A 524-nucleotide genomic window follows, 5' to 3' on the forward strand; every position below is an offset into this window, starting at 1 on the left:
AATTTATTAATCTATGTAATACAAAAAAAACTGAAAAAAATATATTTTTCAGTTTTTTAATATTCATATAAAAATTATTTATTATTAAATCTTTTAACTAATAATCAAGCAAAATAAACTAATCCTATTGTTAAAATACTTGCAGTTATTAAAATTATTAATAATAATATATCTTTATACTTATTATTCTTTTTACTATTTAATAATTGATTTAATATTGAATTAACTTGTTGAATATTTTGAGCGTTTTTAATTTGTTTTTTATAAGTTATTTTTTCTTCATTTGAATAGTTTTCTAATTTATCAATAACAGAATTAGCATTATTTTTTGATAATTCTAAATTAACTTTACCATCTAGTTTATTCAAAACGTTTCTAAATTTTTCATTATTAGATTTTAAAATTGATTCATTTAATAAATCATCATTTATAGTATGTAATTGATCAAATATTTTTTTGCTGCTTATAATCATTTGATCATAAGAATCTTTAATATTTTTTGTTGCATCATAATAATTATTATC

Annotated in this window: 1 protein-coding gene; it reads right to left on the reverse strand. The window is 15.5% G+C overall.

Annotation, left to right across the window (positions count from 1 at the left end):
• Window positions 1–74: 74 nt before the first annotated feature.
• The coding region (locus tag VBM87_RS02920; protein ID WP_323177305.1) for a hypothetical protein at window positions 75–524 on the reverse strand (450 nt) is incomplete at its 5' end.

It is taken from the genome of Mycoplasma sp. 744 (genome assembly GCF_034863305.1).
GTDB lineage: Bacteria > Bacillota_I > Bacilli_A > Mycoplasmatales > Metamycoplasmataceae > Mycoplasmopsis.